The sequence below is a fragment of the Pseudomonas sp. ASL4 genome (genome assembly GCF_056680395.1).
Window position 1 is genome coordinate 3,667,457 of record NZ_CM155280.1, and the last position, 26,081, is coordinate 3,693,537.

23 protein-coding genes and 2 pseudogenes are annotated in these 26,081 nt (G+C 60.4%); 14 read left to right on the forward strand and 11 right to left on the reverse strand.

Annotated elements, in window-relative coordinates:
* Nucleotides 1–80: 80 nt before the first annotated feature.
* A complete protein-coding gene (locus AC1MEW_RS16580) occupies nucleotides 81–995 on the forward strand; it encodes a LysR substrate-binding domain-containing protein (RefSeq protein WP_480427087.1) in 915 nt (304 codons plus the stop codon).
* On the opposite strand, the gene AC1MEW_RS16585 is transcribed toward AC1MEW_RS16580, so the two are convergent.
* Nucleotides 933–2,168 carry an MFS transporter gene (locus AC1MEW_RS16585; protein WP_480427089.1) on the reverse strand — a complete coding sequence of 412 codons (1,236 nt, stop codon included), beginning with the start codon at nucleotides 2,166–2,168 and terminating at the stop codon, nucleotides 933–935. The genes AC1MEW_RS16580 and AC1MEW_RS16585 overlap by 63 nt on opposite strands.
* A gap of 445 nt (nucleotides 2,169–2,613) precedes the next feature.
* Between AC1MEW_RS16585 and AC1MEW_RS16590 the strand changes: the two genes are divergently transcribed.
* From AC1MEW_RS16590 to AC1MEW_RS16620, 7 genes are all read left to right on the forward strand, one after another.
* Nucleotides 2,614–3,546, forward strand: coding sequence for a LysR substrate-binding domain-containing protein (locus AC1MEW_RS16590; RefSeq protein ID WP_201255596.1), 933 nt, complete (start codon nucleotides 2,614–2,616; stop codon nucleotides 3,544–3,546).
* 234 nt (nucleotides 3,547–3,780) lie between these two features.
* On the forward strand, nucleotides 3,781–5,205 hold the full coding sequence (aldA, locus tag AC1MEW_RS16595) for an aldehyde dehydrogenase (protein ID WP_480427091.1): 1,425 nt from the start codon (nucleotides 3,781–3,783) through the stop codon (nucleotides 5,203–5,205).
* A gap of 84 nt (nucleotides 5,206–5,289) precedes the next feature.
* On the forward strand, nucleotides 5,290–6,609 hold the full coding sequence (locus AC1MEW_RS16600) for an MFS transporter (protein ID WP_480427093.1): 1,320 nt from the start codon (nucleotides 5,290–5,292) through the stop codon (nucleotides 6,607–6,609).
* A gap of 1 nt (nucleotide 6,610) precedes the next feature.
* Nucleotides 6,611–7,828, forward strand: a complete 1,218-nt coding sequence (locus tag AC1MEW_RS16605; RefSeq protein WP_201255599.1) for a mandelate racemase/muconate lactonizing enzyme family protein — start codon at nucleotides 6,611–6,613, stop codon at nucleotides 7,826–7,828.
* Nucleotides 7,829–7,896: 68 nt separating this feature from the next.
* Nucleotides 7,897–9,504 (forward strand): GMC family oxidoreductase, encoded by a 1,608-nt coding sequence (locus AC1MEW_RS16610; protein ID WP_201255600.1) that lies wholly within the window; start codon nucleotides 7,897–7,899, stop codon nucleotides 9,502–9,504.
* Nucleotides 9,505–9,617: 113 nt separating this feature from the next.
* On the forward strand, nucleotides 9,618–10,025 hold the full coding sequence (locus tag AC1MEW_RS16615) for a response regulator (protein WP_201255601.1): 408 nt from the start codon (nucleotides 9,618–9,620) through the stop codon (nucleotides 10,023–10,025).
* A gap of 63 nt (nucleotides 10,026–10,088) precedes the next feature.
* A complete protein-coding gene (locus AC1MEW_RS16620) occupies nucleotides 10,089–10,757 on the forward strand; it encodes an HAD-IA family hydrolase (RefSeq protein WP_480427096.1) in 669 nt (222 codons plus the stop codon).
* A gap of 119 nt (nucleotides 10,758–10,876) precedes the next feature.
* Here the strand turns inward: AC1MEW_RS16620 and AC1MEW_RS16625 are convergent, their stop codons facing one another.
* A complete protein-coding gene (locus tag AC1MEW_RS16625; RefSeq protein WP_201255602.1) occupies nucleotides 10,877–11,536 on the reverse strand; it encodes a methyltransferase family protein in 660 nt (219 codons plus the stop codon).
* Nucleotides 11,537–11,803: 267 nt separating this feature from the next.
* Nucleotides 11,804–12,742 carry a GlxA family transcriptional regulator gene (locus AC1MEW_RS16630; protein WP_201255603.1) on the reverse strand — a complete coding sequence of 313 codons (939 nt, stop codon included), beginning with the start codon at nucleotides 12,740–12,742 and terminating at the stop codon, nucleotides 11,804–11,806.
* Between the two features lie 125 nt (nucleotides 12,743–12,867).
* Here AC1MEW_RS16630 and AC1MEW_RS16635 point away from each other — a divergent pair, with 125 nt between their 5' ends.
* Complete coding sequence (locus AC1MEW_RS16635) at nucleotides 12,868–13,659, forward strand: SDR family NAD(P)-dependent oxidoreductase (protein ID WP_201255604.1); 792 nt, start codon at nucleotides 12,868–12,870, stop codon at nucleotides 13,657–13,659.
* Nucleotides 13,660–13,769: 110 nt separating this feature from the next.
* On the forward strand, nucleotides 13,770–14,684 hold the full coding sequence (locus tag AC1MEW_RS16640; protein WP_480427100.1) for a pyridoxal-phosphate dependent enzyme: 915 nt from the start codon (nucleotides 13,770–13,772) through the stop codon (nucleotides 14,682–14,684).
* Between the two features lie 12 nt (nucleotides 14,685–14,696).
* Here the strand turns inward: AC1MEW_RS16640 and AC1MEW_RS16645 are convergent, their stop codons facing one another.
* From AC1MEW_RS16645 to AC1MEW_RS16670, 6 genes and pseudogenes are all read right to left on the reverse strand, one after another.
* Entirely contained in the window at nucleotides 14,697–15,467 is a 771-nt protein-coding gene (locus AC1MEW_RS16645; protein WP_322268861.1) for a hypothetical protein, read from the reverse strand.
* A gap of 37 nt (nucleotides 15,468–15,504) precedes the next feature.
* Nucleotides 15,505–15,858 (reverse strand): DUF2493 domain-containing protein, encoded by a 354-nt coding sequence (locus AC1MEW_RS16650; protein ID WP_201255607.1) that lies wholly within the window; start codon nucleotides 15,856–15,858, stop codon nucleotides 15,505–15,507.
* Nucleotides 15,846–17,495, reverse strand: a complete 1,650-nt coding sequence (locus AC1MEW_RS16655) for a Na/Pi cotransporter family protein (protein WP_480427103.1) — start codon at nucleotides 17,493–17,495, stop codon at nucleotides 15,846–15,848. The genes AC1MEW_RS16650 and AC1MEW_RS16655 overlap by 13 nt, the downstream gene beginning before the upstream one ends.
* A 188-nt stretch (nucleotides 17,496–17,683) precedes the next feature.
* Nucleotides 17,684–20,404, reverse strand: coding sequence for a magnesium-translocating P-type ATPase (gene mgtA / locus AC1MEW_RS16660; RefSeq protein WP_480427105.1), 2,721 nt, complete (start codon nucleotides 20,402–20,404; stop codon nucleotides 17,684–17,686).
* Nucleotides 20,405–20,676: 272 nt separating this feature from the next.
* Entirely contained in the window at nucleotides 20,677–20,973 is a 297-nt protein-coding gene (locus AC1MEW_RS16665) for a hypothetical protein (protein WP_480427107.1), read from the reverse strand.
* Nucleotides 20,974–21,445: 472 nt separating this feature from the next.
* A pseudogene (locus AC1MEW_RS16670) lies at nucleotides 21,446–21,556 on the reverse strand (LysR family transcriptional regulator); the annotation flags it as partial.
* On the opposite strand from AC1MEW_RS16670, the pseudogene AC1MEW_RS16675 reads away from it, so the two are divergent.
* Both AC1MEW_RS16675 and AC1MEW_RS16680 read left to right on the forward strand, forming a co-directional pair.
* Nucleotides 21,557–21,622, forward strand: a pseudogene (locus AC1MEW_RS16675) (short-chain dehydrogenase/reductase SDR); the annotation flags it as partial.
* 27 nt (nucleotides 21,623–21,649) lie between these two features.
* The gene (locus tag AC1MEW_RS16680) at nucleotides 21,650–22,060 is read left to right on the forward strand and encodes an SRPBCC family protein (protein ID WP_322268858.1); all 411 of its coding nucleotides are present in this window, start codon (nucleotides 21,650–21,652) and stop codon (nucleotides 22,058–22,060) included.
* A 128-nt stretch (nucleotides 22,061–22,188) separates the two neighbouring features.
* Here the strand turns inward: AC1MEW_RS16680 and AC1MEW_RS16685 are convergent, their stop codons facing one another.
* Both AC1MEW_RS16685 and AC1MEW_RS16690 read right to left on the reverse strand, forming a co-directional pair.
* The gene (locus AC1MEW_RS16685) at nucleotides 22,189–23,583 is read right to left on the reverse strand and encodes a sensor histidine kinase (protein ID WP_201257078.1); all 1,395 of its coding nucleotides are present in this window, start codon (nucleotides 23,581–23,583) and stop codon (nucleotides 22,189–22,191) included.
* Nucleotides 23,561–24,244, reverse strand: a complete 684-nt coding sequence (locus AC1MEW_RS16690; protein WP_201204485.1) for a response regulator transcription factor — start codon at nucleotides 24,242–24,244, stop codon at nucleotides 23,561–23,563. Before AC1MEW_RS16690 ends, AC1MEW_RS16685 begins: the two co-directional genes overlap by 23 nt.
* Nucleotides 24,245–24,412: 168 nt before the next feature.
* Between AC1MEW_RS16690 and AC1MEW_RS16695 the strand changes: the two genes are divergently transcribed.
* Together AC1MEW_RS16695 and AC1MEW_RS16700 are read left to right on the forward strand one after the other, a co-directional pair.
* Nucleotides 24,413–24,748 carry a YdcA family protein gene (locus AC1MEW_RS16695; protein WP_201257077.1) on the forward strand — a complete coding sequence of 112 codons (336 nt, stop codon included), beginning with the start codon at nucleotides 24,413–24,415 and terminating at the stop codon, nucleotides 24,746–24,748.
* 210 nt (nucleotides 24,749–24,958) lie between these two features.
* Entirely contained in the window at nucleotides 24,959–25,900 is a 942-nt protein-coding gene (locus tag AC1MEW_RS16700; protein WP_480427111.1) for a hypothetical protein, read from the forward strand.
* Nucleotides 25,901–26,081: the final 181 nt, after the last annotated feature.

Sequence of the window (26,081 nt, forward strand, 5' to 3'; positions counted from 1 at the left end):
CGTTGAATCGATAGTTGCTTAAAGAGGTGCGAAGTGGAAATTACAAGTTGTGATCGAATCCATCGGCAGGGGCGATAGTTATGTCAGGCGAACTGGATGGGACCTTGCTTAAAGTCTTTGTCGCGATTATCGAGTGCCACGGATTTTCCGCGGCGGCCGAGCGCCTGCATAAAACCCAATCGACCATTAGCCAGAGTTTGCAACGCCTGGAAGAGATCGTCGGCACGCCGTTGGTGCAGCGCACCAGTCGCTCAGTCAGCCTCACGCCCGGTGGCGAGACTTTTCTGATCTACGCCCGGCAGATCCTCAAACTGCACGCCGATGCGATCAGCGCCGTGCACCTGCCTGACGAGCAGGTGTGCATTCACGTTGGCATGCCCGAGGACTACGCCCAATTCTGCCTGGCCGGGGTGTTGCGGGATTTTCAAGCGCAGTTTCCGCAAGTGCGGCCGGACATTTGTTGCGAGATGTCCACGGCGTTGGTCAGCCGTTTACAGCGCGGTGAACTGGATCTGGTGCTGGGTGTGCAGCACGCGAATCTTCAGCCAGGTGAATACCTGTGCGACGAGCCGCTGGTGTGGGTGGCGGCTGAAGGTTGGCGCGCAGGTGAGGACGAGTCGGTGCCATTGGCGGTGTATGCCGAGGGCTGCGCATTTCGCGCCAATGCCGTGCGAGCGCTGGCCGAGGCCGGGCGGCCGTGGCATGTGGTTTACACCAGCCAGAGCCCGCGCGGCATCGGGATTGCCATTGAGCAGGGCCAGTCGGTGGGCGTGACCGCGCGGCGCCTGGTGCCGCCGGGTTGGCAGGTGCTCGACGAGGCTCAGGGCTTTCCACCGATTGAGCCGGCGCGGTTGATGTTCTGGCGTTCGACTCAGTGTCAGGCGCTGGCGGTAGAGGCTTTGGTGGATATTCTCACGCGCCAGTTGGGCCGTTCAGAGTGGTTGGCCGAGCGCGGCCTCGCGACATTGACGGCGGGCCATCAACCCCAGCAATAACAGGCTGGCCGCCACCCAGCAGGCGATCCAGCCATGCACCAGGGCGAACTGCCCGGTGGTTTGCAGCAGCCAGCCGCACAGCCAATTGGCGGTGGCGCTGCCCAGGCCGTAACCGACCATGCTCAGGCTCACCACTTGCAGGCTTTGCACCGGGCTCAACCGGGCGCTGAGGTAGGCGGCCATCAAGCCCCAGACCGGGAAATAGAACAACGCGAACAGCCCGGCCGCCAGCCAGGTCAAGCCCAGGCTCGGTTGCCAGAGCAGGGCGAGCATCGCCACGCCGAACGCGCTGATACTCAACGCCATGACTCGCAGCGCGCCCCAGCGATCCGCCAATGACCCCAGCAGCAAACCACCGACAACCCCGCCGATCCCGATCAGCGTCCACAGCGACCCGGTGATCTGCGCGTTGGCGCCCAAGCGTTCGCTGGCAAACGCCGAGAGGAAGTTCAGGAACGGTCCGCTGATCCCGCCGATAAAGGCGCTGAGCAGCAGAATATGCAGCGCGACCGGGTGCTCAAGGCACAGATGCAGCCATTGCCTGAGCACCCGGCGCAACGACGGCGCACTGCTGGGCTTGATGCGCGGGTCTGTCTTCAAAGGAGCCAATACCCAGAAGGTCAACAGGGTGACGATCAACGTCAGACCGGCGCAAATCAGCCAGAAGTGCATCAACGAGATACCGTGCAACAAAGCGATCAACACACCATTAAGACAGATCGCAAACGCCGCCCCCGAAGATGCCAGCCCCAGCACGCGGCTGCGGTGGGAGGCCGGGATCACTTCGCTGGCCAGCGCGGCGATGGCGTTCCAGTTCGACACCGCACAGGCCGAGACCAGCGCCAGACACAGCGCAAACGGCAGCACCCACGGCGTAGCGACCGCCAGCGCCAACAGCGCCGGGCTCAAGGCCATTGTCAGGCGCACCATGTTGCGTGGGCTGATCCACGCCGCCGCAATGCCGCTGACAATCGACGCGCCCATATAGAACAGTTGCAGCAGCGCCGCAATGAATGCAGCCTGGCTGTAGCTCAGTTCGAACACCTGGCGGATCTCGGGTAATAACGCCGAATACAGGAAAATACTGAAACCGTGGGTGGTGGCGTTACACGCCGTGAAGATAAGAGCCAATACGCCAATACTTCTTGTGGTTGAACTTGCAGTGGTTGGCATGTGTTGGGCTCGATCAGGTTAATTGCAACAGGATGGGGCGAAGTTGCAGGGTTCGCCCTATGTAAGTGCGTTGGCTTATTAAAGGGTTTAATTGAAATCAGACTAGCGTTTATATAAAGAAAACAGCCAGTGCTTAATAGTCATGAGTGAACTGCGAAATACTCATGCTATTTATGCGTGAGCGACAACTTCCAGATCAAAAACGACTCCCGTTGATGCAACGAGGATCAAATGTGGGAGCGGGCTTGCTCGCGAAAGCGGTGTGTCAGTCAAATCAATATCACCTGACACACCGCTTTCGCGAGCAAGCCCGCTCCCACCCAAAGCAAAATGATGCCAGGCCAAGGAAATCGTCCTACACAACACAAAAATGCATGTTACTCAGGAAATTTCCCACAAGCCGTGGGATGCTTGGCACTCGTCAGCCCCTGCGCGAGTTACCGTCATGAAACGCAAAATGCCTGCGCTCAATGCGCTCAAAGCCTTCGAAGTGGCCGGCAGCACCGGCAGCTTTACCCGGGCGGCGGAGTTGCTCAATGTCACCCAGAGTGCGGTCAGCCGCCAGGTGCGCCAGCTTGAAGAACAGCTGGGCGAGAACCTGCTGGAGCGCCGGCATCATCACCTCGAACTCACCAGCGCCGGCCGGGTTTTACTGCGAGCGCTGCACCAATCCTTCGATAAGATCGAGTTGACGGTACGCAGCATTCAGCAGAAATCCCACGCCAATCGGCTGCACATCAACGCGCCGCCGACCTTCACCAATCGCTGGCTGATGCCACGCCTGGGACGCCTGCGCGAGAAGCACCCGGAGCTGGAATTGAGCATCACCACTCGTTTGCAAGACAGCCTGGCGGAAACCAGCACCCTGGACTGCGCGATCCGCTTTGGCGATGGCGAATGGGACGGCCTGGACAGCTCGCTGCTGATCCAGGAACGGCACATCGCGGTGTGCGCGCCGTCGTTGTACGCGCGGGAATGGAGCGAGGGCGGCATCGACCTCAATCGCCTGACGTTGCTGCATGTGCTGGCCCGAGAAGACCAGCGCTACCTGACCTGGAAACACTGGCTCGACGCGGCGAAAATCAGCGGCGTCGACACCCAGGGCGGGTATGAATTCGACCTGCTGGACCTGGCGATCCGCGCCGCCACCGATGGGTTGGGCATCACCATTGCCGACTGGCACATGGTCGCCCCGGAACTGGCCAGCGGGCAGTTGACCCAAGTGCTGAACGTGCACGTGGAAGGGCATCAATCCTACTGGCTGGTGACCCGGCCGGAGCAGACCTTGATGCCGCAATTGCAGGTGTTCAGCCAGTGGTTGCAGGAAGAAATCTGGTTGGCGCAACGCCAGCTCGAACCCTCCACCGCCGCCAGCTGAAACACTGCAAATCCCTGTGGGAGCGAGCTTGCTCGCGATGAGGCCGTGTCAGTCAACATTGATGCTGTCTGAAACTCCGTCATCGCGAGCAAGCTCGCTCCCACAGGGGATTTGATTCGTTCAATGCGTAACCTGCATTTTTCGAATGTTCCACCGCTCAATAAATCGTTTGTTCAACCCGTTCAGGATGCCAAGACTGCGGGAACTGGATAAAAACAACGATGGGCGATTCACATGCGACTCGAGCGAAACTTTGTAAACGGTCACTTCATTGAGCCTGCCAGCGATGCGCTGATTGCGGTCTACAACCCGGCGACCGAAGCCTTGGTCGGTCAGGTCTCGGCGGCCACCACCGCTGAAGCCACCGCTGCCGTCGACGCTGCCGCCGCGGCCCAGAAGCTTTGGGGCAAGCTCACCAGCATCGAACGCGCCGAGCACTTGCGCTCATTCGCCGACGCCCTTGAAGCCTGCGCCGAAAACATCGGTGAAGCCCTGGCCGCCGAGTCCGGCAAGAGCGTCAGTGACGCCAGCAACGAAGCCCGTTACGCCGCGCAGATCACCCGTTACCACGCCGAATGGGCGCGCCGGATCGAAGGCGAGATCATTCCCAGCGACACCCCGAACGAAAACCTCTTCCTGCACCGCGAGCCGATTGGCGTGGTCGCGTGCCTGATTCCGTTCAACTACCCGGTCTATACGCTGCTGCGCAAAATCGCCCCGGCGCTGATTGCCGGCAACACCGTGGTGGTGCGCCCGAGCAACAACACCCCGACCTCGGCGTTTGAAATCGCCAAGGCTGTGCAGCAATCCGGTTTGCCGGCCGGCGTCGTGAACATCCTGACCATGGATCACGCCACTGCTGCGGCGGTTTGCACCCACAAAGCCGTCGGTTTTATCACTCTGACCGGCAGCGTCAATGCCGGGCGCATCGTGCTCGATTACTGCAAGGCCAACATCGCCAAGCCATCGCTGGAACTGGGCGGCAAAACCCCGGCGATCATCGAAGCCGATGCCGATCTGGAAGCCGCTGCCAGCGCCATCGTCGCTTCCAAGACCACCCACTGCGGCCAGTTGTGCACGGCGGTCGAACGGGTCTATGTGCAGGAAAGCGTCTACGAGCAGTTCCTCGCCTTGCTGAAATCGAAAATCAGCGCCGTGAAGTTCGGCGACCGCGCCGCCGACGCCAGCCTGATGGGCCCGTTGGTCAACGCCAGTTCGCAGCAGAACATTCACGCCATGGTCGAGCGCGCCGTCGCCGACGGTGCTGTACTGGAAACAGGCGGTTTTATCCCGCAGGGCAACGGTCATTTCTACCCGCCGACGCTGCTGAGTAACTGCCGCCAGGACATGGAAATCATCCAGGAAGAAATCTTCGGCCCGGTGCTGCCGGTGCTCAAGTACCGCGACATCGACGAAGCGCTGGCCATGGCCAACGATCACCAGTTCGGCCTGTCGTCGGTGCTGTACACCGAGAACTACCGCACCACCATGAAAGTCGCCAACGCCATCGAGGCTGGCGAGTTGTACGTCAATCGCACCCCGGCCGACCCGTACCAGGGCTTCCACGCCGGTTGGAAACGTTCGGGCCTTGGCGGCGATGACGGCAAGCACGGCATGCTCGAATTCACCCAGACCCGACTCGTCGTCATGAAGTACTGATCCACCCGTAACACGCCTCACGCCACACCTATAAAAACAATTATTTGGGGCGCCCGGACCACCGGGCTGCCCGAGGTCTCACAGATGTCCAAGCCTGCAACCACTGTTGCCGCTGTTCAGGGTTCGAACGCGGGTGCAAAAAGCCACAGTGACAAGGGAAGTCGCTATTTCCAGTTGATGCTCTTGGTACTGGCCGCCGGGGCGATCTACCCGATCCTGTACCTGCGTCAGGTCTACCAGACCACCATGCTCGAAGTGTTCCAGATCAACCACAGCGAGCTGGGGTATCTGTACTCGATGCTCGGGACGATTTTCCTGCTCAGCTACTTGCCGAGCGGCTGGTTGGCGGACCGGATTGCGCCACGGTTCCTGATTTTCTTTTCGCTGGTGGCCACCGGAGCCCTGGGGCTTTGGTACTCCACGGCACCGTCGATGACCGGTTTGATGATCATCTTCGGTTGCTGGGGCCTGACCACCGGCCTGACGTTCTGGGCCTCGGTGCTCAAGCGGGTGAAGATGATTGCCCATCACACTGAACAGGGCCGGTTCTTCGGCATCCTCGACGGCGGTCGCGGCCTGGTGGAAGCCTTGCTGGCGACCGTTGCTTTGGGGCTGTTCGCCTTCGCCACCGAAACCCGTGGCGAGTCCGCCGCCGAAGGCTTCAAGCATGTGGTTTACCTGTATGCCTTCACCTGTATCGCCATCGGCTGTGTGCTGGTGCTGATCAAGGACCCGAAGTCGATGGAAGACACGGCGCCGGTGGAGAAGGGCAAGTACAACCTGCTCAGCGACCTGACCACCCTGGTGAAAATCCCTGACCTGTGGCTGGTCACGGCCATCGTGTTCTGCGGTTATCACATCTTCTGGGCCACCTACAGCTTCTCCGATTACTTGCAGGGCGGCGGTATGACCGCGGTCATGGCCGGCACCATCACCACCATCAAATTGTGGATGCGCCCGATTGGTGGCATTGGCGGCGGCTGGCTCGGTGACAAATTCTCGAACATCTCGGTGCTGATCGTGGCGCTGTTCTTCGCGACATTGGCGATGGTCGGCCTGATCGTGTTCCCGGCGCTCAACAGCATGGGCCTGCTGATCGGCACAGTGATCTTCATCGGTTTGATGACTTACGCGATTCGCGGCTTGTACTGGGCGATCCTCGACACCTGCAACATTCCGCTGCGCATCACCGGCCTGGCCATCGGCATTGTCTCGGTGGTCGGTTACCTGCCGGACGCCTTTATTCCGTTGATCAACGGTTACCTCACCGAACACTTCCCCGGTGCCGTTGGTTACAAGCTGTATTTCGGCTACATCGCTTTCGTCGGCCTGCTCGGGACCCTCGCGGCCCTGACCTTGCGCGCTCGTATCAACCGTCAATCTTTGATCAAGACAGGTGCTTGAGATGAAAATCGTCGCCCTTGAAACTCACATTGTTGCCGTCCCGCCACCGCACATCGGCGGCATGTACTGGCTGTTCGTCAAGCTCAAGACCGATTGCGGCATTGAAGGCGTCGGCGAGATCTACGCCGCGACTTTCGGCCCTAAAGCCATGCTGCCGATCATCGAAGACGTGTTCGAGCGCTACCTGCTCAACCACGACCCGCACCACATCGAACGCTTTTTCCGTCAGGCCTATTCCAGCGGTTTCACCCAGCGCCCGGACCTAACGATGATGGGCGTGGTCAGCGGCCTGGAGATGGCCTGCTGGGACATCATCGGCAAAGCGGCGAACAAACCGGTTTACGAACTGTTGGGCGGCAAGGTCAACGAACGCCTGCGTTCCTATACCTACCTGTACCCGGTCAACAGCAAGGGCGAGTACGACTACGACGACCCGGACCTGGCCGCCGAGTGCGCCGTCGAGAACATGAATAGAGGCTTCACCGCCGTGAAGTTCGACCCGGCCGGGCCATACACCGCCTACTCCGGGCACCAGATTTCGCTGGAAGTGCTGGAACGCTGCGAAACCTTCTGCCGCAAGATCCGCGAAGCGGTGGGCGACAAGTGCGACCTGCTGTTCGGCACTCACGGGCAAATGGTCCCGTCGTCAGCGATTCGCCTGGCCAAGCGCCTGGAGAAATACGACCCGCTGTGGTTCGAAGAACCGGTGCCACCAGGTCAGGAAGAGGCGATGGCGCAAGTCGCGGCCAAAACCACAATCCCGATTGCCACTGGCGAACGGCTGACCACCAAGTACGAATTCTTCAAGCTGTTGCAGGCCGGCGGTGCGTCGATTCTGCAAATGAACGTGGCGCGCTGCGGCGGACTGCTGGAAGCCAAGAAAATCGCGAGCATGGCCGAAGCCTACTACGCACAAATCGCCCCGCACCTTTACAACGGGCCGATTGGCGCGGCGGCGAGTTTCCAGTTGGCGACCTGCACGCCGAACTTCCTGATCCAGGAAAGCATCATGACCTGGGGCGGTTTCCATGCCGAAGTGCTGACCAAGCCGCTGCAATGGGAGGACGGCTACATCATCCCGTCCACCGAGCCGGGGCTTGGGGTGGAACTGAACATGGACGTGGTGCGCAAGCATTCGCCGTACACCGGCGAGCGTTTGCACCTGCAAATGGCGCCGACCCCGGCAGACGTCAAAGACACATCGCCGGCCAGAGGCTGACGAAAATGGCGCAGTTCCCCTTGTGGGAGCGGGCTTGCGCCTGACGGTTTATTTGGACAACGACTTACATGACATACGACTACATCATCGCTGGCGCAGGCGCCGCGGGCTGCATCCTCGCCAATCGGCTTTCGGCCTCGGGGAAATACACGGTGTTGCTGCTGGAGGCGGGCGGCAAGGACAGTTCCCTGTGGTTCAAGATCCCGGTCGGCTTCGCCAAAATGTATTACAACCCGACCTTCAACTGGATGTACTACAGCCAACCGCAAAAGCAGCTGAACAACCGGGAAATCTATGCCCCGCGCGGCAAGGTGCAGGGCGGTTCGGGCTCGATCAACGCGATGGTCTACGTCCGTGGCCAGGCCCATGACTTCGACGACTGGGCGGCCAACGGCAACGACGGCTGGGGCTTCAAGGACGTGCTGCCGTACTTCCGCAAACTGGAAAATCATCCGCTGGGCGACAGCGAATACCACGGTGGCAGCGGCCCGATCAGCATCACCCCGATGAAGGGCCAGACCCATCCGATCTGCGATGTGTTCCTCAAGGGCTGCGACGAACTCGGCTATCCGCACAGTGATGACTTCAACGGGCCGAAATTCGAAGGCTCGGGCATCTACGACGTCAACACCAAGGACGGCCAGCGCAGTTCCAGTAGTTTTGCGCATTTGCACCCTGCACTCAGCCGCCCGAACCTGACGGTCGAGCATTACGCCCTGGTGGATCGGGTGTTGTTCGATAACGAGCGTGCGACCGGTATTTCCGTGACTCAGCACGGCGTGGTCCGCACCTTTACTGCACGCAAAGAAGTGATCCTCTGCGCCGGTGCCGTCGATACGCCGAAGATTCTGCAATTGTCCGGTGTCGCCGATCAGGCGCTGCTGGCCAAACATCAGATCCCGCTGGTCAAACACCTGCCGGCGGTGGGGCAGAACCTCCAGGATCACCTGTGCGCCAGCTATTACTACAAGGCCAACATCCCGACGTTGAATGATCAGCTCAGCTCGTTGTTCGGTCAGTTCAAACTCGGCCTTAAATACCTGCTGACCCGCAAGGGCGCGCTGGCGATGAGCGTCAATCAGGCCGGTGGTTTCTTCCGTGGCAATGAAGCCCAAGCCAATCCGAACCTGCAGTTGTACTTCAACCCGCTGTCGTACCAGATCCCGAAAAACAACAAGGCCAGCCTCAAGCCCGAACCGTATTCAGGCTTCCTGCTGTGCTTCAACCCGTGCCGGCCCACCAGCCGCGGGCATATCGAGATCAAGTCGAAGAACCCTCGGGACGCAGCGCTGATCGACCCCAATTACCTGAGCACGCAAAAGGACATCGACGAGGTGATCCAGGGCAGTCGGCTGATGCGCAAAATCATGCAGGCGCCGGCACTCAAGGGCATCACCGTTGCAGAGGTTTTGCCGGGGCCAGTGGTCGAAAGCGACGAGCAGATGTTGCAGTATTTTCGCGAGAACAGCGGTTCGATCTATCACCTGTGTGGCTCGTGCGCGATGGGTGCGGATGAACAGAAATCGGTGGTCGACAAGCGGCTTAAAGTGCATGGGATCGGTGGTTTGCGCATCGTCGATGCATCGATTTTCCCCAATGTGACGAGCGGTAATACCCACGCCGCAGTGCTGATGGTGGCGGAGAAGGGCGCCGATCTGATCCTGCAGGACGCCTGATTTCTTCACCTGACTGTATCAAAAATGAATTTCCGCCAACCCCGCTGCTCATACCTGATAGGTGGCGGATTTAAACTGCGAAATTATGGGTGCAATCAGGGAGTGGTCAGGTCATGAATCCAATATCAAAGGCGGGCGAGTCGCTTCCCGGCAGCTTGATTCTGGTGGTGGAGGATGACCCGCTGATTCTGGAGTTTCTGTGTGAAATTCTTCAGGAAGAAGGCTTCGTCGTGCAGCCGCACACCAGCGCGGATGCGGCAGCGCAGTTCCTGGAACAGCACGCGGGCGAGGTCAAATTGTTGCTGACGGACATCACCATGCCCGGCAAGCGCAACGGCGCGGACCTGGCCAATGAGTTCGGTGATCGCTGGCCGGACAAGCCGATCATGATTATGTCCGGCTTCGAAACCCCGCAAAGCGCCGGAGTACGGCATGAGGTGGCGTTCATCAAGAAGCCCTGGGCGCTGGGGCAGTTGCTCGATTGTGTGGAAGGGGCCTTAAAGTCACACCGTCACCTGTAGGCGCTCGTGGGCGACCAGTGGTGTTACATTGCCCGCCCGGCCCTTGCGATAGGAAGCTGTCTTTTGCCTGCTAAAACATCCGTTTTCGATACGCCATACCGCGCCTTTCTGTTCGACATGGACGGCACCGTTCTCAACTCCATCGCCGCCGCCGAGCGGATCTGGACAACCTGGGCCGTGCGCCATGGTCTTGATGTCCAGACCTTCCTGCCGACCATCCACGGCGCTCGCGCTATCGATACCGTTAATCGTCAGGCCCTGCCGGGGCTGGATGCAGAGGCTGAAGCCGCCTGGATTACCGAGGCGGAAATCGAGGATGTGGAAGGGGTTGTCGAGGTAGCGGGTGCGGCGGATTTTCTGAAGTCGCTGCCGGCTGACCGCTGGGCGATTGTCACCTCGGCGCCGAGGGCGTTGGCGTTGCGGCGGATGGCGGCGGCGGGGATTCCTGAGCCGGGTGTGATGGTCACGGCTGAAGACGTGAAGGCCGGAAAGCCTGATCCGGCTGGCTATCGACTGGCGGCTCAGCGGGTGGGTGTTGAGGTGACTGAATGCCTGATTTTTGAAGATGCCACGGTCGGGATACAAGCGGCCGAAGCTGCCGGTTCTGACCTGGTCATCATCACGTCGACCCACGACCACCCGATCGAGACCCCGCATGCAACATTGGCTGACTACACCTCAGTCGAGGTCCGTACGAACGCCGATGGCCGGATCCAACTGCATTCTTCCTGATCCACCCCAATCCCCTGTGGGAGCGGGCTTGCTCGCGAAGGCGTAATGTCAGTCGATATCAATATTGGCTGACCCACCGCTTTCGCGAGCAAGCCCGCTCCCACAGTGATTAATGCTGGTCAGTAAACTCCGGGAATCAGCCGCCAACTCCTGCCGCAATAAACCTCATATTCCCAACCAAACTGCGCTCGCAGCAGCGCCTCTTCGGCGTTAATCCGTGCGATCAGCGGGATCAGTGTCAACGCCGCCAGCAACAGGCCAACCCCCGAGCGAAACGCCAGTGCCCAACCAATGGCAATGACCATCAGCCCCAGATAACTGGGGTTGCGCAAATTTCGGTAGATGCCGTCGGTCACCAGGGTGTGTCCCGGCTGAATCGCCACCAATCCGCTGAAACGCTTGCCCAGCACAAACACCGGCCACAGCCGCAGCGCGCCGCCAAGGATGAACAGCAGCGCACCGAGCCAGCGCACGCCCTCGCCACCAAAGGTCCAGAAGTCGATGCGGTCGGTGTAGGCCGGCACAAACCCGCTCACCACGCCGATGACCCCGAACGCCCAGATTACCCAGCGATTGGCCCGATCCTCCCGTTCGCCCGAACTCAAATTGACCTCGGTAAACAGCGACGCAATGGCCATCACCAGTGTCGCCAACGCAATCACCACCAGCGACCCATGAGAAAAGTACGCCGCAAACCCGCCCAACCCCCACACCGCGAGGCCAATGTAGGCGAGAGTAGAAACAACGGCGAAAAACGCCAGAGTGGGCGAGATTTTCATGGCTACCTCCACAGGTCATACCCTCAGTGTAGGAGCTGCCGAAGGCAGCGATCCTTTGATCTTGCTTCTGTAGCAACCTTGAAGTCGCCAAAAACTAATGAAGGAGCTTTTGTGGAGAATGGGCTTTTGTGGCGAGGGAGCTTGCTCCCGCTGGGCTGCGAAGCGGCCCCCGCTCTATCCTGAAAAGAAGGGGACTGCTGCGCAGTCCAGCGGGAGCAAGCTCCCTCGCCACAGGGGCGGTGTCAGGTTTGAAATTGAGTCGTGTTGTCAGGCCGATCGGGCATTACGCCGGATAACCTGCGGCGGTTGGCCGAATGCGCGAAGGAAGGCTTCGCGCATCCGCCGCCGATCGCTGAACCCAGTCTCTTCAGCAATCTGATCCAACGTCAGCCGCCCCCGTTCCAGCATCTGCCGCGCCGCTTCCAGGCGTAGATTCTCGATTGCCTTGGCCGGCGACTGCCCGGTTTCCGCACGAAACGCCCGACTGAACTGCCGTGGGCTAAGCCGCGCCACGTCCGCCAATTGCTCCACTGACAACGTCGACGTCAGGTGTTCCCGGGCGTAGCCAAGCACGGTCTGGATGCGGTCGGATTTTGGCTCCAGTTCCAGCAGCGCCGAATGCTGCGACTGACCGCCCGCGCGACGGTGGTACATCACCAGTTTCTGCGCCACGGCCCGGGCCAGTTCGGCGCCGTGGTCCTTTTCGACCATCGCCAGCGCCAGGTCGATGCCGGCGGTCATGCCCGCCGAGGTCCAGATCGAACCGTCGACCACGAATATCCGGTCTTCCTCAACCTTGATCGACGGAAACCGCGCCTGCAATTCCCGGGCATACGCCCAATGGGTGGTGGCGCGCCGACCGTCAAGCAACCCGGCCTGGGCCAATACAAACGCCCCGGAACAGATCGAAGCGGTGCGTCGTGCGGTGTTCACGCTGCCGCGCAAGTACGTCAGCACCGCCTCGGGCGCCTGTTCGATGATGGAGTCGCCACCGACCACGACCACCGTGTCGAACACCCGCGCATCGAACGCCTCGGTGCCGACGCTCAATCCGCCAGAAGCGCGCAACGTGCGGCCATCCTCTGACAACACGCTGACTTCATACAGCGCTTCGCCGGCACTGAAGTTGGCATACTCGAACACCGGCATCGCTGCCAGCGCCATCGACTGGAACCCCTCGAATACCACAAACGCCACGGAAGTCATCGCTACGCCCTCAAAAAGCTCATGTCCTAAAAACGTACTTTAAACGTCATTTGAGACGAGCGTCAGCCCATTTATAACGGTTCACACCCGGCGAACTTCTCGCCTCACTGTGAAGGACATCTGAAATGGCACTCTCATCCAAAGGTACCGCCCTGATCACTGGCGCCTCTTCCGGCATCGGCGCGGTCTACGCCGATCGACTCGCCCGGCAAGGCTATGACCTGATTCTGGTCGCCCGTAGCCAAAGCAAATTGAACACCCTGGCCAACCACCTGAGCAACGAAACCGGCCGCGCCGTGGAAGTGGTCGCCGCCGACCTGAAAGACAAGGCCGACCTGTTGCGGGTCGAAACCATCCTGCGCACCGATGCCAGCATCACCTTGCTGGTCAACAACGCCGGGGTTGGCGGGGTCATGCCGCTGCTTGGCAGCCCGGTGGACGACATGGAAGACATGATCACCCTCAACGTCACTGCGCTGATGCGTCTGGCCTACGCCGCGGTGCCGGGTTTTGTCGCCCGAGGCGCAGGGACCGTGATCAACATCGCCTCAATCGTCGCCATCGGCCCGGAAATCCTCAACGGCGTGTACGGCGGGACCAAGGCCTTTGTGCTCGGCCTCAGCCAATCCATGCACCATGAACTGGCCGACAAGGGCATCCGCATCCAGGTCGTACTGCCCGGCGCCACCGCCACCGATTTCTGGAGCGAGGCCGGCAACCCGGTGGAAAACCTGCCGCAGGAAATCGTGATGTCGGCGCAGGACATGGTTGATGCCGCGCTCGCCGGGCTGGCGAAGGGTGAAGTGGTGACCATTCCAAGCTTGCACGAAGGCGAAAAATGGGACGCCTACGAGGCCCAGCGGCAAACGCTGTCCGGGCTGTTCGGCCACTCCACGGCGGCACCGCGTTATCGTTGAAACGACAGGTGCGGGGCAGGGTGGACTAAGCTTGGATAAGCAACGTTCATCCGTTGCCCCGGCTTGTTGACGCATTTCGACTGAACCGGGGCGCCACAAGGAACCCCGCAATGCTGCACATCCGAACCCCGCTGATTCTGCATCCGGGCCTGTCCACGCCAATCCGGCGAATCTGGCTCAAACTGGAAAACCTGCAACCCAGCGGCTCGTTCAAACTGCGCGGCATGGGGCTTTTGTGCAGCCAGGCTGCCGCCCAGGGCAAGCGCAAAGTAGTCTGCCCATCCGGCGGCAACGCCGGTTTTGCTACCGCCGTCGCCGCCGCCCGCTTGGGCCTGAAAGCCTGCATCGTCGTCCCCAACACCACCCCCGAAAGCACCCGCATGCGGATCAGCAAAACCGGTGCCGAGGTGATCGTCCACGGCAAAGTCTGGGACGACGCCAATCAACGTGCCAAGGAACTCGCCCGGGGCGTGCGCACCGAATACGTACCGGCCTTCGATCACCCGGTGCTGTGGGAAGGCCACAGCACGATGATCGATGAAATACTCGACGATTGCCCCGAGGTCGACGTCGTAGTGACGTCGGTGGGCGGCGGTGGTTTGCTGGCCGGGATTCTCACCGGATTGATCCGCCACAACCGCATGGATTGCCGAATCGTTGCCTGCGAAACCCAGGGCGCAGCGTCGTTTGCCGCAGCGGTCGAGGCTGGCCATCCGGTCCGGCTGGCGCGGATCAACACGGTTGCCACCTCGCTCGGTGCGACCCAAGTCGCGGCCTGGCCGGTGGAGCACATCCGCGACTTTCCCCACGAATGCGTGGTGCTCAGCGATGACGAAGCGATCATGGGTGTGGTCCGCTATGCCAGTGACCTGCGCCAGTTGGTCGAACCGGCCTGCGGGGTGTCACTGGCGGTGGCGTACCTCGATCACCCGGCGATTTCCGAGGCGCATGACGTGGTGATCATTGTCTGTGGCGGGGTCAGTATTACGGCGCAATTGGTGGCAGGGTGGGCGCGGCACCATTGAACCAAAGCGCCTTCAAAACCGCAGCGTCGCCCCCGTGGTCAGCCACTGGTCTCGCTCGCCGATCAGGCTTCGCCCCAGCACCAGATCAACATCGATCCGCTGGCCAATGTGCAACCGTGGCCCGGCCTGCCACGCCTGTTCGCCGCCTCGTTGGCCGTAGCGTTCGGCGATCAGGGTCAGGGAGCGGGCGAGGTCGTATTCCACGCCCGTGCCCCAGGTCCAGCGATGGTTTTGTTCGCCGTCGTCATAGGCGTGCGTCCAACCGGCGTTGAAATTCAGGCGCAGGGTTTCCAGCGGTTGGTAGGTCAGCGGCAGGTTCAGGTCGCCGCCGTCAAAGGCATGCGCGCGGTTGACGGCAACGTGCGCCGAGCCGGCCAGCGCCAGTTCAAGTCCGAGTTCGCTCCAGGAAAACAATTGCGCCTTGAATTGCGGGCTCAGTTGCGTTTCCCCGGTGCCATCCTCGCGGCTGTACTGCACGGCGGCACCGAGTTGCACAGTGGGCAGGCCTTTGAACGTGCAGTCCTGAGACACCACGCTATTACTGGATGAACTGTGCCGGCCGTTCTGATACCAGGCGTCGATGTTGCATTCGCCGGGGGCGTTGATTCCGGCGTCATCCACGGTATACGAACCGCCAGCGGCGCGAGCGTTGGAGATGGTGCTTAACAGCGCAATCACACCCAGTGTGAAGCTGACGAACAGCAGATTGCGTCGTAGCCTCCGGCCCTGGGCGGGCGGCAGGTTGCGGGTTAAAGAGGTGAACAAACGCGTTGGCTTTTGCATAGGAGTGACCTCAAAACGTTGTGTTGGCAGGCGCGACTTAGCCGCGATCCTCTACCGTTAAGGTTTGCAAACCGGCCGCCCGGGCTTGGGCGACCAGTTCTTCGGTGTCTTCGCCGCCGGGCAGGGCGATCACCACGTCGGGGCGGCTGTCGCGCAACATGAAGTGGTTGCGCAGGCGTTCGGCCAATTTGCCGTGGCGTTGCCAGTTGGGCGGGTAACGCACGATGTCGGCGCCGTGCTCCCGGGCCCATTCCTCGATGTCAGCGCCCAGGTATTGATTGCCGCCATGGATCAGCACCTGCACCGAGTGCAAACGCTGGAAGGCGTCGAGCACGCGGCGGCACTGGCGGCTGTCGGTGTAATGGCGGCCCGCACAAATCAGGACGCGCATGGCGAGGTTTCCTTGGTGCCGTCATCGTTCAGCGGCTCACCGGCCCGCTCCAGCAACGGGTAGGCGAGGGCTGCGATGTGGTGATGCACCCGGCGGTAATCGCGCAACACTCGTTGGAAAATGTCGCCGGATTCGGCCCAAGTGTTTTTGTCCTCCTGCAATTTGCGGAAGTGCTCGCGGCTGGCGGTGGCTTCGAGCCTTCTGACGGTCTCCTTGCGCTGGATCAGTTGGTGCGCGGTGACAATGTCTTCGCGCAGGAACACGGTGATCGCCAGGCTCAGGCTTTCCAGCAGCGCCTCGTGCAAGGGTGCAATGTTCCTCAGTTCGAACACCGAGAAGTGCTCGCCGCGACGCAAGCGGCGCATCGCCAACTGCGTGAGGCTGCTGGAAAGAATGTCCGCCGCATGTTCGAGGTTGATCACGAACGTGAGGATTTCCTGGGAGCGATCGGCGTCGCCGTCGCTGATCCCTTCCTGGCCGATGTCCGCCAGATAGGCGCGAATCGCCGCGCTGAGCAGGTCCAGGGATTGATCGATGTTGCGCACCTGATCGGCACACACCGGCGCTGAGCTATGGAACAACTGCAGCGTGCGTTCGAGCATGACCGAGAGCATGTCGGCGATGCGCAGCGCTTCCCGGGCGGCGTTGGACAGGCCGATGTTGGCCACTTCCAGTCCGGCCTCATCGAGGTAGTGCGGCATGCCCGGATCGACATCCCGCACCGGCTCCGGCAGCAGCCGGGTCAGCAGTTTGGCCAGCGGTTTGGTAAAACCGATGAACGCCAGCGCCAGCAGCAGGTTGAAGCCGGTGTGCAGGTAAACCACCAACGCTGGGGGATTAAGGTCCAGCAACGCCAGCCATCCGGCCAACGGCAACACCACCGCCGCACCCAGCGCTCGCACCAGCAGATTACCCAGCGGCAAACGTCGGCCGACGTTAGAGCTGGCGTTGATCACCGACGGCAACGCACCGCCAATGTTCACCCCGAGCACCAGGGCGACTATGGTGGTCGCCGAAAGCATGCCGGTCGCCGCCAGGGACACAATCAGTAGCACCACGGCGACGCTGGAATGGCAGAGCCAGGTGAGAATCAGCGCCACCAGCAGCGCGATTAGCAAGTCGCCGTCCAGGCTTTGCATGATCAGTTGGAACACCGGCGTGCTTTCAACATCTGCCAGCGTCGAACCGAGCATGTGCAGAGCCATCAGCATCAGCCCCAGGCCGATCAGCGCACAGCCGACGCTCTCGAAACGCGAGTCATCGCGCAGCCGGAAGACAATCAGGCCGGTGAGCAAAACGATGGGCGTGAGGATCGAAATGTCAGCGCTGAGCAGTTGCACCACCAGGGTCGAACCAATGTTGGCGCCAAGCATCACCGCCAGCGCCGGGGCCAGGCCCAGCGTGCCGGCGGCGGTGAACGAGGTGGCCATCAGGCTGACGGCGGTGCTGCTTTGCAAAACGCCGGTGATGCCGATGCCCGCGAGCAAGGCCAGCCAGCGGTTATTGAGGTGCTGGCCCATCCAGTGGCGCAATGGCGTGCCGAAGCCGCGCAACAGCGCCGAAGAAATCATGTGCGTGCCCCACAGCAACAGTGCAATGGCGCCCGCGAGGTTGATCAGTAGAGTCGTTCCCGACATGAGAACTCTCCTTTATTTCGTGTTGCATTGATCGAAGTCCCGAACACACAACCCTGTGGGAGCGGGCTAGCTCGCGAAAGCGGTGGGTCAGTCAATATCGTTGCTGAATGTCATACCGCATTCGCGAGCAAGCCCGCTCCCACATGGATGGTGGTGTTCAATCCATTTGGGCTTGACCCCTCATATCTTCAAAACCACTGCTTGAAGCGGCGGATGTAGATGGTTTTCATGGTCTGCGCGACCACGCAGTAGCTGAGCAAAGTACCCACCAGCCAAGGGAAGTATTCCCATGGCAACGGCACCAGGCCGACCATCGTCCCCAGCGGCGAGAACGGGATGTAGATGCCCAGGCCGATCACCACGCCGGTCGCCAGGATCACTGGCAATGCCGCGGTGCTCTGGAAGAACGGAATCTTCTGGGTGCGCAGCATGTGCACCACCAACGTTTGCGACAGCAACCCTTCGATGAACCAGCCGGACTGGAACAGGCTCTGCATTTCCACGCTGTTGGCGGCGAACACGTACCACATCAGGGCAAACGTGGTGATGTCGAAGATCGACGAGGTCGGCCCGATCCACAGCATGAAACGGCCGATGTTCTTCGCGTCCCACTTGCGGGGTTTGCGCAGGTATTCCTTGTCCATCTTGTCCCACGGCAAAGCCAGCTGAGAGATGTCATACATGAGGTTTTGCAGCAGCAGGTGGATCGCCAGCATCGGCATAAACGGAATGAACGCACTGGCCACCAGCACCGAGAACACGTTGCCGAAGTTGGAACTGGCGGTCATGTTCAGGTACTTCATGATATTGCCGAAGGTTTCGCGGCCCTTGAGCACGCCTTCTTCGAGCACCATCAGGCTCTTTTCCAGGAGGATGATGTCCGCCGATTCCTTGGCGATGTCAGTGCCGCTGTCCACCGAGATCCCGACGTCGGCATCGCGCAGCGCCGGGGCGTCGTTGATGCCGTCGCCGAGGAAACCCACGGTGTGACCGTTCGATTGCAGGGCCTTGAGCACCCGGGATTTTTGCAGCGGCGTCAGCTTGGCAAACACCGTACGTTCTTCGACCCGCAGCTTGAGGGTGGTGTCGTCCATGTGCTCGATGTCCTGGCCGAGCAGCGGCGTGCCCGGATCGAGTCCGACTTCGCGGCAGATCTTGCAGGTGACCACGGCGTTGTCGCCGGTCAGCACCTTGACGGTGACGCCCATGTCGCGCAGTGCAGCAATGGCCGGGCCGGTGGTTTCCTTCGGCGGATCGAGGAAGGTCAGGAAGCCGCGTATCACCAGGTCGCGCTCATCGGCGGTGTTGTACTGGTTTTTGCTCTGGGCTTTCGGGATCTCGCGGGTGGCGACTACCAGTACGCGGAAGCCGTCCTCGTTGTACTCGTTGGCCAGGGCCAGCAAGTCTTTGCGGCGCTGTGCATCCAGCGCGATCACCTGGCCGTTTTCATTGATGTGGCTGGCAATGCTGAGCATTTCCTCGACCGCGCCTTTGCACACCATCAGGTGATCGTCGCGGCTGTCCTTGACGATGATCGACAGGCGTCGGCGGACGAAGTCGAACGGCAATTCATCGACCTTGCTGTAGGCGAACGGTACCCGGAACTTCGGATTGCGATCGGCGAACTGCACGACTGCCTGATCCATCAGGTTTTTCAGGCCGCTTTGGTGATGGCTGTTGAGCCACGCCAGTTCGAGGATCGAGTCGTCGCGCCGGCCGTGGCTGTCGACGTGGTGCTCGAGAATGATCTTGTCCTGGGTCAGGGTGCCGGTCTTGTCGGTGCACAGCACGTCCATCGAACCGAAGTTCTGGATCGCGTTGAGGCGTTTGACCACCACTTTGCGCTTGGCCATGGCCATCGCACCTTTGGCCAGGTTGGCGCTGACGATCATCGGCAGCATTTCCGGGGTCAGACCGACTGCGACGGCCAGAGCGAACAGGAACGCATCGCCCCAATCGCCTTTGGAGAAGCCGTTGAGCAGGAACACGATCGGCACCATCACCAGCATGAAGCGGATCAGCAACCAGCTAACGCTGTTCACCCCACGGTCGAACGCGGTTTGCACCCGCGAACCGACGATGGCTTTGGCCAGGGAGCCGAAGTAAGTCCGCGAACCGGTGGCCACTACCACTGCCTTGGCGGTGCCGCTGACCACGTTGGTGCCCATGAAGCAGATGTTCGGCAGATCGAGCAGGTTCGACTGATCGGCCGCGGTGCTGGTGGCCGACTTCTGCGCCACGTTGCCCAGGGTGTCGTACTTCTCGACCGGCAAGGCTTCGCCGGTCAGCACCGCCTGGCTGATAAACAGGTCACGGGATTCGATCAGGCGGATGTCGGCCGGGATCATGTCGCCGGCCGACAGCTGAACGATGTCACCGGTCACCAGTTCACGCATTGGCACTTCACGCAGCAACGATTTGCCGTCCTTGTGCTCGCGCCGCAGCACGGTGGCGGTGGTGCGGACCATGGCCTTGAGTGCTTCGGCGGACTTGGCCGAGCGGTATTCCTGCCAGAAGCGCAGCAGGCTGCTGAGGCTGACCATGGTCATGATAATGATGACTTTGGTCAGGTCGGCTTCATCCGCTTCACCGTTGCTGATCGGCAGCCAGTAGTCGGTAAAAAAACTGATACCGGCCAACGTCAGCAGCACATAGATGAAGGGGTTGTTGAGGGCTTTGAGCAGTTGGAGGAGGGCGTGAGGCGGCTTGTCGTGGGCCACTTCGTTGTAGCCGCCACGGGCGAGGCGGCCCTGGGCTTCGAGTTCGGTCAAACCGTCGGTGGTGGCGTTGAGGTTGGTCAGCGTCACGGCCAGGCCGTTTTGCGCTTCCCGGGCGGCGCGCATCGACAGCTTGGCGTTGTCGCTGCTGGCGCCCTGGGTGGTTTTCTTTGCGGTTTTTACAAGGGTCATTGCTGTGCTCCTGCCGCAGGCTTGCGGCACGACACACAGGCACCTCAGCTAATTAAAGACGAGCGCACGTATGTCGAGCCGCAAATAAGCGATCGATTCTGATAGTTGCGTTTTTATGTTTAACGTTCGCTGGCCGTCGGCTGAAAAGTGACGGGCAGCGAACCGTCTACTGGCTTCGTCCATAACTGACTCGCTATTTAACAGGCAATAAGAAGTTGCCGAATTCCTATATAAGGAAAACGTTAATTGAAGGGATTTTAAGTGCCTTCAGATCAATTGAAAGTGCACGCCCCAAGGTACAGGCCGAGCATCAGGCTCGCCTGTTGGGACAGGCGAGCGATGCCCCGACTCTGTGGGTCCTGGCTATCGTCCATGCTCCAGCGTTGCTGAAGCTGACCCGTCATCGGGCAGACGCGCCAGTTGGCACGCGGGTGTGCCTTGGCAGGGGAGGAATGGCTGGAAAACGGCGCGCGGGCCTGGGCCGTGACCAGACGCTCACGGCAGAGCTTGACCCGCATGGTCGAGGCAAAGGCGCGTACGCCGGGCATTACAGTGGATTTGAAGTTCATAACATACCTCTGGACCGGACTGACGCCGGCGAGGCAAGTTACGGTGGAGCATCAAGCTCTAGCGCAGCTCACCCGACCGCAAAGTCGAGTCCCGTCATGTTCTGGGTTGTGTGCCAGAGCCTGCGAATTCGCAGTCACCCGACAGCGACTAGATACTGTGTCCATTGGATTCTTTTGTGAGTTGAAAAAAGGCCTGTGAAACCGGCCCGGGCAATTTACTCAGGGAGGTGGGTGAAGTCAACCGCCAATACCCGGTTAATGTTGTATTGAATGGAAAAACTTCGGATTCGATTGTTGAAGTTGGAAGTGGTTCAGGTAAATGACAGTTAGATGACGATTAATGAACTCCCGGCCTATATATATCGGGTGTACATACAACCTGTGGGAGCGGGTTTGCTCGCGTAAGCGGTGTATCAGTCATATCTATGTCGACTGATTCTCCCTCTTCGCGAGCAAGCCCGCTCCCACACTTTTAATCCGGCTCCGTCAGGACTTTCCGGAACGTCTCCACCAACGGTCGCAAATTGATCCGGTGCCACGCTGCCCACAGCGGCGTGGTAAAGGAAATCCACGGCACCTCCCGTCTTCCGCCACTACCGGCGCGGCGTTGCGGGTTGATGGCGTCGTCGTCGACAGCATGGCAATCTGAACCTCATTTATAGAGAGAGCATTTCACATGGCAACTGCATCAGCGTTTATCGATATTCCGGCTTCGCCCGATGAGGTTTGGCAATTGATTGGCGGCTTCAACTCGCTGCCGGACTGGCTGCCGTTCATTACCAAAAGCGAGCTGAGTGAAGGCGGGCGGGTGCGCAGTCTGCAAACGGCGGATGGGGCGGTGGTGGTTGAGCGTCTGCAAGCGTTCGATAACGCCGGTAAAACCTACAGCTATTCGATTGAGCAGGCACCGTTCCCTGCCACCGATTACCTGGCGACTCTGCGCGTCGAAGCCCAGGGGCAGGGCGTTCGGGTGACCTGGTCCGGGCGTTTCACCGCCAAAGGCGTGACCGACGAAGAAGTTGAAGCGCTGTTCAACGGTATCTACCAGGGCGGCCTCGAAGCGTTGCGGGCTAACTACCCGGCCTGAGCCACCAGCACAAAACCCTGTGGGAGCGGGCTTGCTCGCGAAGGCGTAATGTCAGTCAACATCAGTGTTGAATGACCCACCGCATTCGCGAGCAAGCCCGCTCCCACAGGGGGGCTTCATTGTTACAGTCAGTTCTGGGGGATCAGACTCTGCCGGCAATCCAGCGCCAAACGCGCGCCGCCGCTGTCGCTGGTGCCGACGTCGAGGGTGAAACCGTGCAGGCTGACAATCGCCGCAACGATCGATAGCCCCAAGCCAAATCCACTCTGCTGATTGCCGCCCTCAGCCCGATAGAACCGCTGGAACACCGCCTCACGTTCAGACGGAGGAATGCCCGGCCCGGAATCGAGCACTTCGATTCGTGTATGCCCACCCTGATTAACCCCACGCAAAATCACTTCGCCACCCGGCGGTGTGAATTTGATCGAGTTGCTCAACAGGTTCGCAATGGCCTCGAACAACAGCGCCCGATCGCCATTGAGTGAAGGCAGGGACGCTGGCAATTGCAGCTGAAAAACCAGTTCACCTTCTTCCGCCAGCGGCAGATAGAAGTCATGCAGCTCTTGTAGTAGAGGCACTGGATCAAGCTGCACAAAGCCTGAACGTCGCTGACGATCCTCCAGTTCGGAAATTCGCAGCAAGCCGCGAAACCGTGCCATCAAGGTGTCGGCCTCGGCCATCACCGAATCCAGTTGCTGCGCCAGGGGCGAGCTCTGGTCGGCCTGTTGCTGAATCCGGTACAACTGCGCTCGCAGGCGGGTCAGCGGGGTACGCAGGTCATGGGCGATGTTGTCACATACGCCTTTGACCTCGTTCATCAGGCGCTCGATGCGCTCGAGCATGGCATTGACGATGGCGGCGAGCATGTCCAGTTCGTCGCGCCGGTTGGACAGTGGCAAACGGCGGGTCAAGTCGCCGGCGACGATGGCTTCGGCACTGGCCTGGATCGCGCGGATGCGCCGCAGCGGCCGGCGGCGTAACAAATGCCAGCCGGCGATGCCGGGCAGGATCGTCAGGGACACCCCCCAGAACAGCGCGCGGAGGATGATCCGGGTCACGGCAAACAACGAACCGTTGTCGCGCACCAGCACTAGCCAGCGACCGTCCAGCGTCGGGGTCGCCACGGCGTCGCAGCTGTCTTCGGGCAAGGTCGGGTCGTCGGACTCGGCGCAGTCCGCGAGCATGTGGATCCGGGCGTCCAGCGGCAGATCCGACGGTATCTCGCGCAAGGCGCCGCTGAGGTAGCGATGCTCGGCGTCGAACAGGCCATAGGCATCGATGCCGCGGATGTCGAAGGTCATGCTGGCGGCGAGGGCGTCCACCAGTTGTTCGCCCTGGAAGCGCGAAAACAGGTGTTGGCGCTGCATCAGCGAATGCTTGGCGAGGTTGTCCAGATAGCCGGAGACTTCGTAGTACATAACCCCCATGAGGATCCCGCTCCAGGCCACGAACAGTGAACTGTAGAGCGCCAGCAAACGGCTGCTGGAAGAGCGCCAGCCTTTAGAGGGGTTCAGCAATGACATACCCCGAGCCTCGCACAGTCCGGATCAGTGGGACATTGCCGGGCGGGTCGATCTTCTTGCGCAAACGGCCGATGTGCACGTCGATCAGGTTGGTGCCGGGGTCGAAGTGGTAACCCCAGACTTCTTCGAAAATCATCATTCGCGACAGAATCTGCCCGGTGTTGCGCATCAGGAACTCCAACAGCTTGTATTCGGTAGGCAGCAGCGTCAGCAATTCGCCGTTGCGGCTGGCTTCGTGGCTGATCAGGTTCAGTTCCAGATCCGACACCCGCAGCGTAGTCGCGTGGGAGCTGACCGTGTTTTGCCGGCGCAGCAACACTTCCACTCGCGCCGCCATTTCATCGGTGGCGAAGGGTTTGGTCAGGTAATCGTCGCCGCCGGCACGCAGGCCTCGCACGCGTTCGTCGACGTCGGAGAGGGCGCTGATCATCAGAATCGGCGTAGCCACGCCCATGGTCCGCAGCGTGGTGACAATTGCCAGGCCATCGAGCTCCGGCAGCATGCGGTCGAGGGTGATCAGGTCGTAGTCACCGCTGACCGCTCGTGCCAGGCCTTCACGACCATTGTCGACCCAGTCCACCTCCAGACCGTGGTTGCTCAATTCCGCCACAATTTCCCGGGCGGTCACGGCGTCGTCTTCGATGGTCAAGATTCGAGTCATAGGGCGGGGCCTGCTAATCGGTTCAATACAGAGTGAGGGCATTTTGCCAAGAAATGCTCGCGGCTTAGTAAATTAACTTTCATGTTGCTTCAACAACCTTGCAAGCGCAGCGTTAATTTGCCTGGAAGGCTGATATCATCGGGCCATTACTTTGACAGGAGTTTCACTGTGCGCACGCTGATTCGCCGTGGCTGGATGCCGATGTTGCTGCTGTTACTAACCTTTGCCAGCTCAGCCACCTGGGCTGGCAATACTCCATGTTCAGGGAAGAAGGGCGGGATTGATCGCTGCGATGGCGATCTGTTTTTGTGTAATGACGGCTCCATCAGCGCCTCGAAAAAGAGTTGCTCAGCCCTGTATGGCAGCCCGCGTCAGGCGCGGCCCGAGTCGTTTTTACAAAGCAGCGATGGCTGTGCGTGCGGCACCAGTTCTTTTTGCACGGGGCCCCGAGGCGGTGTGTATTGCCTGACGCCCAGCGGTAATAAAAGCTACAAGCGCAAGTAGACTGCTCAACCTCAAATGCTCGCATTGAGCTCAATGCATAAAACCCGCTGATATTTGCCAGCTCTTGCAAAATGCATGGTCCAAAAATCCGGATTTTTTTTAATCTATTGAAAATTAAAGATTTATTTAAAGTTGGCGACTGGCACGGTGCCTGCAATTCATTTTTTGACGAGTTGTAACACCGACTTTCATGCCTGGAGCAGAACAATAATGAATAGATCTTCTGAGGGTTTTTATCCTGCCGCAGATGAATCAAGCACGCTCTCGGGCGTGTCCTGGGGCGCGATCTTCGCCGGGGCTGCTGCGGCAGCGGCGTTGTCGTTGATTCTGGTGTTGCTCGGCTTCGGCCTGGGCTTTTCGGCTGTCTCACCATGGGCCAACGAGGGCGTCAGCGCCAAGGGCCTGGGCATTTCAACGATCGTTTGGCTGGCCTTCACACAAATCGTTGCCTCCGGGCTCGGCGGTTACATTGCCGGTCGCCTACGGGTGAAGTGGGCCAATATGCATGGCGATGAAGTCTATTTCCGCGACACCGCCCATGGCTTCCTGGCCTGGTGCGTGGCGACGCTGGTGACGGCGACCCTGGTGGTCGGCTCGGTCAGCAGTATCGTCAGCGGTGGTATGCAGGCCGGGGCGAGTTTCGCCGGCGGCGCCGCCAGTGCGATGACGCAAGCAGCGGGCACCGCTGCCAGCAACACCAACAGTGACCCGTACGGTTATTTTGTCGACAGCCTGTTCCGCGATGATCGCCCGGCCGCCGTCGGTGATGACGCTGCCAGTGGCACCGTTACCCGGATCTTCGTGCGCACCTTGGGCAACGACGGCCAACTGGCTGCCGAAGACCGGACCTACCTCGCGCAACTGGTCGCCCAGCGCACCAACCTGACCCAGGCCGACGCCGAACGCCGTGTAGACGAAGTCTTCGCCAAGGCTCACAAAGCCGTGGATGACGAAAAACTCGCCGCTAAACAGGCTGCCGACACCGCCGCCAAAGTCGCTGCCTGGACCGCGTTGTGGATGTTCGTCGCGCTGCTGGCCGGTGCGTTTTTCGCCAGCCTTGCCGCTACCTTCGGCGGTCGTCGTCGGGATGCCGTGGTGTATCTGGAGTCCGATGCCTACGTCACCACCACCTCGCTGCCACCTGTTCGCTAACCCAGGAGAATCATCATGCGCTCACTACTTCTGTTCTTTCTCGGCGTGCCAATCCCGATCATCATCCTGATTGCCCTGTTCATGCACTGATCCCTCTGAGGCACGTGCCTCTGCCGCTTCTGCCTCTGGTAGAAGCGGCGTTTTGCTTTCTAGGGCAATATGTAACGCGATTTATCACTGT

Excerpts from the sequence above, each read along its gene's own strand:
- AC1MEW_RS16605 (WP_201255599.1), top strand. The coding sequence starts at position 6,611 with ATGAAAATCGTCGCCCTTGAAACTCACATTGTTGCCGTCCCGCCACCG.
- AC1MEW_RS16585 (WP_480427089.1), bottom strand. The coding sequence starts at position 2,168 with ATGCCAACCACTGCAAGTTCAACCACAAGAAGTATTGGCGTATTGGCT.
- AC1MEW_RS16600 (WP_480427093.1), top strand. The coding sequence starts at position 5,290 with ATGTCCAAGCCTGCAACCACTGTTGCCGCTGTTCAGGGTTCGAACGCG.
- AC1MEW_RS16615 (WP_201255601.1), top strand. The coding sequence starts at position 9,618 with ATGAATCCAATATCAAAGGCGGGCGAGTCGCTTCCCGGCAGCTTGATT.
- AC1MEW_RS16645 (WP_322268861.1), bottom strand. The coding sequence starts at position 15,467 with ATGCAAAAGCCAACGCGTTTGTTCACCTCTTTAACCCGCAACCTGCCG.
- AC1MEW_RS16685 (WP_201257078.1), bottom strand. The coding sequence starts at position 23,583 with ATGTCATTGCTGAACCCCTCTAAAGGCTGGCGCTCTTCCAGCAGCCGT.
- AC1MEW_RS16690 (WP_201204485.1), bottom strand. The coding sequence starts at position 24,244 with ATGACTCGAATCTTGACCATCGAAGACGACGCCGTGACCGCCCGGGAA.
- AC1MEW_RS16665 (WP_480427107.1), bottom strand. The coding sequence starts at position 20,973 with ATGAACTTCAAATCCACTGTAATGCCCGGCGTACGCGCCTTTGCCTCG.
- AC1MEW_RS16580 (WP_480427087.1), top strand. The coding sequence starts at position 81 with ATGTCAGGCGAACTGGATGGGACCTTGCTTAAAGTCTTTGTCGCGATT.
- AC1MEW_RS16650 (WP_201255607.1), bottom strand. The coding sequence starts at position 15,858 with ATGCGCGTCCTGATTTGTGCGGGCCGCCATTACACCGACAGCCGCCAG.
- mgtA (WP_480427105.1), bottom strand. The coding sequence starts at position 20,404 with ATGACCCTTGTAAAAACCGCAAAGAAAACCACCCAGGGCGCCAGCAGC.
- AC1MEW_RS16640 (WP_480427100.1), top strand. The coding sequence starts at position 13,770 with ATGCTGCACATCCGAACCCCGCTGATTCTGCATCCGGGCCTGTCCACG.
- AC1MEW_RS16700 (WP_480427111.1), top strand. The coding sequence starts at position 24,959 with ATGAATAGATCTTCTGAGGGTTTTTATCCTGCCGCAGATGAATCAAGC.
- AC1MEW_RS16610 (WP_201255600.1), top strand. The coding sequence starts at position 7,897 with ATGACATACGACTACATCATCGCTGGCGCAGGCGCCGCGGGCTGCATC.
- aldA (WP_480427091.1), top strand. The coding sequence starts at position 3,781 with ATGCGACTCGAGCGAAACTTTGTAAACGGTCACTTCATTGAGCCTGCC.
- AC1MEW_RS16655 (WP_480427103.1), bottom strand. The coding sequence starts at position 17,495 with ATGTCGGGAACGACTCTACTGATCAACCTCGCGGGCGCCATTGCACTG.
- AC1MEW_RS16635 (WP_201255604.1), top strand. The coding sequence starts at position 12,868 with ATGGCACTCTCATCCAAAGGTACCGCCCTGATCACTGGCGCCTCTTCC.
- AC1MEW_RS16630 (WP_201255603.1), bottom strand. The coding sequence starts at position 12,742 with ATGACTTCCGTGGCGTTTGTGGTATTCGAGGGGTTCCAGTCGATGGCG.
- AC1MEW_RS16680 (WP_322268858.1), top strand. The coding sequence starts at position 21,650 with ATGGCAACTGCATCAGCGTTTATCGATATTCCGGCTTCGCCCGATGAG.
- AC1MEW_RS16625 (WP_201255602.1), bottom strand. The coding sequence starts at position 11,536 with ATGAAAATCTCGCCCACTCTGGCGTTTTTCGCCGTTGTTTCTACTCTC.
- AC1MEW_RS16590 (WP_201255596.1), top strand. The coding sequence starts at position 2,614 with ATGAAACGCAAAATGCCTGCGCTCAATGCGCTCAAAGCCTTCGAAGTG.